Source organism: Mesorhizobium sp. M7A.F.Ca.CA.004.04.2.1 (genome assembly GCF_004022825.1).
Lineage (GTDB): Bacteria > Pseudomonadota > Alphaproteobacteria > Rhizobiales > Rhizobiaceae > Mesorhizobium.
On sequence record NZ_RZPH01000402.1, the window covers coordinates 1 to 5,075 of the forward strand.

At 63.0% G+C, this 5,075-nt stretch carries 5 protein-coding genes; all 5 read left to right on the forward strand.

Annotated features, from left to right (window positions below; translation table 11 throughout):
• The first annotated feature begins 109 nt into the window (after positions 1 to 109).
• Positions 110 to 1,186: an ABC transporter permease gene (locus EN893_RS18440; protein ID WP_027039989.1), complete on the forward strand. Its 1,077-nt coding sequence runs from the start codon at positions 110 to 112 to the stop codon at positions 1,184 to 1,186.
• Positions 1,187 to 1,188: 2 nt separating this feature from the next.
• The gene (locus EN893_RS18445) at positions 1,189 to 1,956 is read left to right on the forward strand and encodes an ATP-binding cassette domain-containing protein (protein ID WP_023810655.1); all 768 of its coding nucleotides are present in this window, start codon (positions 1,189 to 1,191) and stop codon (positions 1,954 to 1,956) included.
• Positions 1,957 to 2,067: 111 nt separating this feature from the next.
• Positions 2,068 to 3,063, forward strand: coding sequence for an inositol 2-dehydrogenase (gene iolG / locus EN893_RS18450; protein ID WP_027039991.1), 996 nt, complete (start codon positions 2,068 to 2,070; stop codon positions 3,061 to 3,063).
• Between the two features lie 32 nt (positions 3,064 to 3,095).
• Entirely contained in the window at positions 3,096 to 3,890 is a 795-nt protein-coding gene (locus EN893_RS18455) for an SDR family oxidoreductase (RefSeq protein WP_127270616.1), read from the forward strand.
• 498 nt (positions 3,891 to 4,388) lie between these two features.
• On the forward strand, positions 4,389 to 5,075 hold a 687-nt coding region (locus EN893_RS18470; protein WP_128361687.1), incomplete at its 3' end, for a 3-deoxy-7-phosphoheptulonate synthase.

A 5,075-nucleotide genomic window follows, 5' to 3' on the forward strand; every position in this document is an offset into this window, starting at 1 on the left:
GCCAACGGCTCGATACGGAGCGGCGCTCTCGATCAAGACAGCGCCGCTCCCCTCTCTCCCTCAGCGCCGCAGGCGCGAGGGCGACCGCGGCTGATGGAGGACAGAATACGTGGCACAGACATCTCATGGCGTCGGCGGCGTCGGTTATGATGCGAGGAAGCGCACATGGCCGGCCGAGTTCAATGTTTTCCTGGCACTGGTCATTCTCGTCGTCATCTTCGAACTGATCGGCCGCATTTTTCTCGGCGACAGCTTCCTGTTCAACACACGCAGCGACGTCGGCGGCATCTTCAACGAAGCGCGCCTGCAGATCATCATCCTGCAGGTGTCGATCGTCGGCATCATCGCCATCGGCGTGACGCAGGTCATCATCACCGGCGGCATCGACCTGTCCTCAGGCTCGATCGTCGGCGCGACCGCCATGATCGCCATGAGCTTCGCTCAGGTGGCGACGGTCAACGGCAACCCCAATCCCAAGGCGATGTTCCTGGCGCAGGGCTGGACGGACCTGCCTGTCATCGTGCCGCTGCTGGTGGCGATCGCCTGCGGCCTGTTTGCCGGCCTCGTCAATGGCGCGCTGATCGCCTACACGCGCATTCCGCCGTTCATCGCCACGCTCGGCATGATGGTGACCGCGCGCGGCATCGCCAAATGGTGGTCCAAGGGCCAGCCGATCTCGTTTCCCACCGAGAGTTTCGCCGGCATCGGCAAAGGCCTGATGCCCGTCGTCATCTTCCTGTCGCTGGCCATCCTGTTCCAGCTGATCATGACCTACACCAGGTACGGCAAGCACTGTTACGCGATCGGCTCCAACGAGGATGCCGCGCGCATGTCCGGCATCAAGATCGCCAACCACAAGATCCTGGTCTACGTCATCGCCGGCATTCTCGCCGCGCTCGCCGCCGTGGTGCTGAGCTCCAAGAACCTGACCGCGCAGTCCGGCATGGGCGTGATGTACGAACTCGACGCCATCGCCATGGCGGTCATCGGCGGCGTCTCCCTGTCGGGCGGCCGCGGCTCGATCATCGGCACGGTGATCGGCTCGCTGATCTTCGGCGTCATCATCTCCGGCTTCACCTTCCTGCGCCTCGACGCCTACTACCAGGAGATGGTCAAGGGTGTGATCATCGTCGGTGCGGTGGTTCTCGACCAGTGGCGCCAACGCCTGCGGGCAATGAGGGCATGACCATGTCAGACATCGTCCTGAAGACTGAAAACCTGACCAAGCGCTATGGCGGCGTGCACGCGCTGGAAGGGGCGAATTTCGAACTGCGCAAGGGCGAGCATGTCGCCATCATGGGCGACAACGGCGCCGGCAAGTCGACCTTCGTGCGCCAGATCACCGGTGTCGAGCAGCGCACCAGCGGCCAGATCTGGTTCGACGGCAAGGAAGTGAATTTTGCCGGGCCGATCGAGGCTCGCACGGCGGGCATCGAGACCGTGTTCCAGAACCTGGCGCTGGCCGACGATCTCGACGTGCCTTCGAACCTGTTCCTCGGCCGCGAGAAGGTTTTGTTCAACCTCGGCCCGTTCTCGATCCTCGACCGCAAATACATGCGCAAGGCGACCGAGGCGGCGCTCGTCCGCACGGCGGTGAAGATCCCCAATCTGTCCAACACCATCCGCCACATGTCAGGCGGCCAGCGCCAGTGCGTGGCGATCGCCCGCACCGCGACCTTCGCCTCCAAGCTGATCATCATGGACGAGCCAACGGCTGCCCTTGGCGTGCAGGAGACCGCGCAGGTCGAAAACATCGTCCGTACGCTCAAGGACAATGGCGAGCCGCTGATCCTGATCAGCCACAATATGCGCCAGGTGTTCGATCTCTGCGACCGTATCGTCGTGTTCCGGCGCGGCCGCATCGTCGCCAATCTGCGCAAGGAGAACACCGACGGAAACGATATCGTCTCCTACATCACCGGCGCCAAGACCGGGGAGGCGGAACTCGCGGCCTAAACAGGATGGTCATCCTGTTTTCTGGCGCGCTCGAAAAATAGACTTGCCACCTTCCCCCAAAAGGAAGGTGCGGACACAACTCTCTCTAACCCATCCCCCAGAGGAAATATCATGACCGTTCGCTTCGCTCTCCTCGGTGCCGGCCGCATCGGCAAGGTCCATGCCCGCGCCGTCGGCTCCAATCCGCAGGCCAAACTGGTTGCCGTCGCCGATGCGTTCGAGAAGGCCGCCAAAGAGCTGGCGAGCGCCTATGGCGCCGAGGTGCGCAGCATCGAGGATATCGAGAAAGCCGGTGATATCGACGCCGTCGTCATCTGCACGCCGACCGACACCCATGCCGATCTGATCGAGCGCTTCGCCAAGGCCGGCAAGGCGATCTTCTGCGAGAAGCCGATCGACCTCAACGTCAAGCGCGTCGAGAAGTGCCTGGCCGTGGTCGAGAAGACCAAGGCGACGCTGATGGTCGGCTTCAACCGCCGCTTCGATCCGCACTTCGCCGCCGTGCGCAAGGCAATCGACGACGGCGCCATCGGCACCGTCGAGATGGTCACCATCACCTCGCGCGATCCCGGCGCGCCGCCGATCGACTACATCAAGCGCTCGGGCGGCATTTTTCGCGACATGACCATCCATGATTTCGACATGGCGCGCTTCCTGCTCGGCGAAGAGGTCGTGGCGGTCAGCGCCCATGCCTCGGTGCTGGTCGACAAGAAGATCGGTGCCGCCGGCGATTTCGATAGCGTCAGCGTCATCCTGGAAACCGCTTCCGGCAAGCAGGCGGTCATCTCCAATTCGCGCCGCGCCACCTATGGCTACGACCAGCGCATCGAGGTGCATGGCTCGAAAGGCATGGTTGCCGCCGAGAACCAGCGCCCGGTGTCGATCGAACTGGCCAACGAGAAGGGCTATACCCGCCCGCCGCTGCACGACTTCTTCATGACCCGCTATCTCGACGCCTACGCTATTGAGATCGCCGCGTTCATCACGGCCGCGACCTCGGGCAAGAAAGCGTCGCCGAGCGGTGCGGATGGGCTGGTGGCGCTGAAGCTGGCCGACGCGGCGCTGAAATCAGCAACGACCGGCAAGACCGTCCGTCTCGACAAGTAAGAACCGGAAACTAGGGTACAGGGAGCAGAGCGATGAGCACATCCGCCGATCGCAATTCGAAGACGCGCGCCATCGTCACCGGCGGCGCGCAAGGCATCGGCTTTGCCGTTGCCGAAGCGCTGGCCGACGAAGGTTGCCGGGCACTGGCGCTCATCGGCCGATCGCAGGAGAAGGGCGACAAGGCCGTCGCCCATTTCAAGAAGGCGGGCGTCGACGCGATCTTCATCAGCGCCGACGTGTCAAAAGTGGCGGACTGCAAGCGCGCGGTCGCCACCGCGATCTCGCATTTCGGCACCGTCAACGCGCTGGTCAACGCCGCCGCCACTTCGGCGCGCGGTTCTCTGGTCGAAACCTCCGAAGAGCTGTTCGATACGATTTTCGATACCAATGTGCGCGGCCCGTTCTTCCTGATGCAAGGCGTGGTGGCGCATCTCCTGGAAAAGAAGGCACCCGGCTCGATCGTCAACGTGCTGTCGATGTCGGCGCATACCGGCCAGTCGTTCCTGACGCCCTATTCAACCAGCAAGGGCGCGCTGATGACGCTGACCAAGAACGTCGCCAATGCCTATCGCTACAACCGCATCCGCTGCAATGCGGTGCTGCCCGGCTGGATGGACACGGAGGGCGAGGACATCGTGCAGAAGAAGTGGCACGATGCGCCGGACGACTGGCTGGCAAAGGCCGAAGCCGCGCAGCCGATGGGGCAATTGGTGAAGCCGGACCAGTTGGCGCGGCTGATCAGCTACATGGTCAGCCCGCAGTCCGGCGTCATGACCGGATCGCTGGTCGACTATGACCAGAGCATTGCGGGGTCGTCTCCGGAATAGGGTCAGCGTCGCGGCCGGCCCGTTTCTCCCCGTCACTATACGGGGAGAAATGCCCGGCAGGGCAATGAGGGCAGCGCCGACTTTGATAGTTAGAGGGTCGATTGAAGTCGGGGCTTTTTGGCCCTGTCCTATCCGTTGACGCAAGCGCCGCCCCTCACCTGCCTGCCGGCATCCTCTCCCCGTATAGTGACGGGGAGAGGAGCGCTCTCGCCAGCGATTTCGCCAACTCATCTACGGCACGTGACAAGCGCCTCCGCATCGACTATATGAACCTCATGATCAACCTGACCGCCACATATTGGTACTTTAGGAGCTCGCTGGCGGCGGGAGGATTGCGCTCGATCTGAAGATTGCAGCAACAAGATCCGAACAGCCGCCATACCTGGCGGCTTTTTTGTTTCAGCCGGCAGGTTCCCTCTAAATCAAAGAGGAGCATGATGTCGTCCGAAAACCGCTTCACACTTTTCGGCATCATGCTCTCGACAGGAGCAGAAAGCCGTGTTGACCACCACAGACGACCTCCGAGTCAAGGAAATCCGAGAACTGAGTACGCCGGACGAGGTGATGCGGGAGATCCCGCGCACTTTGACGGCGACGCGCACCGTCAGCGCATCGCGCAACGCAACCCATGCCATCCTGAACGGCACCGACGACCGGCTGCTCGTCATTGTCGGCCCGTGTTCGATCCACGATCCGGTCGCGGCCGTCGACTATGCCAGCCGTCTGGCGGCGCTGCGCGAGAGCCTGTCGGACCGGCTGGAGATCGTGATGCGGGTCTATTTCGAGAAACCGCGCACGACGGTCGGCTGGAAAGGCCTGATCAACGATCCCGACCTCGACGGCAGCTTCAACATCGACAAGGGGCTGCGGATGGCGCGCAACGTGCTGTCGGCCGTCAACAATCTCGGCCTGCCGGCGGCGACCGAATTCCTCGACATGACCACGCCGCAATACATTGCCGACCTGGTCGCCTGGGGCGCGATCGGCGCGCGCACGACCGAGAGCCAGATCCACCGCGAACTCGCCTCGGGCCTTTCCTGCCCGGTCGGCTTCAAGAACGGCACCGACGGCAATCTGCGCATCGCCGCCGAGGCGGTGAAATCGGCTGCCCAGCCGCATCATTTCATGGCGGTGACCAAGGGCGGCCGCAGCGACATCTGCCGCGACCTTGGGCTGGTTCTCGGG

Coding starts and splice junctions, on each gene's coding strand:
- EN893_RS18455 (WP_127270616.1), top strand. CDS start 3,096: ATGAGCACATCCGCCGATCGCAATTCGAAGACGCGCGCCATCGTCACC.
- EN893_RS18445 (WP_023810655.1), top strand. CDS start 1,189: ATGTCAGACATCGTCCTGAAGACTGAAAACCTGACCAAGCGCTATGGC.
- iolG (WP_027039991.1), top strand. CDS start 2,068: ATGACCGTTCGCTTCGCTCTCCTCGGTGCCGGCCGCATCGGCAAGGTC.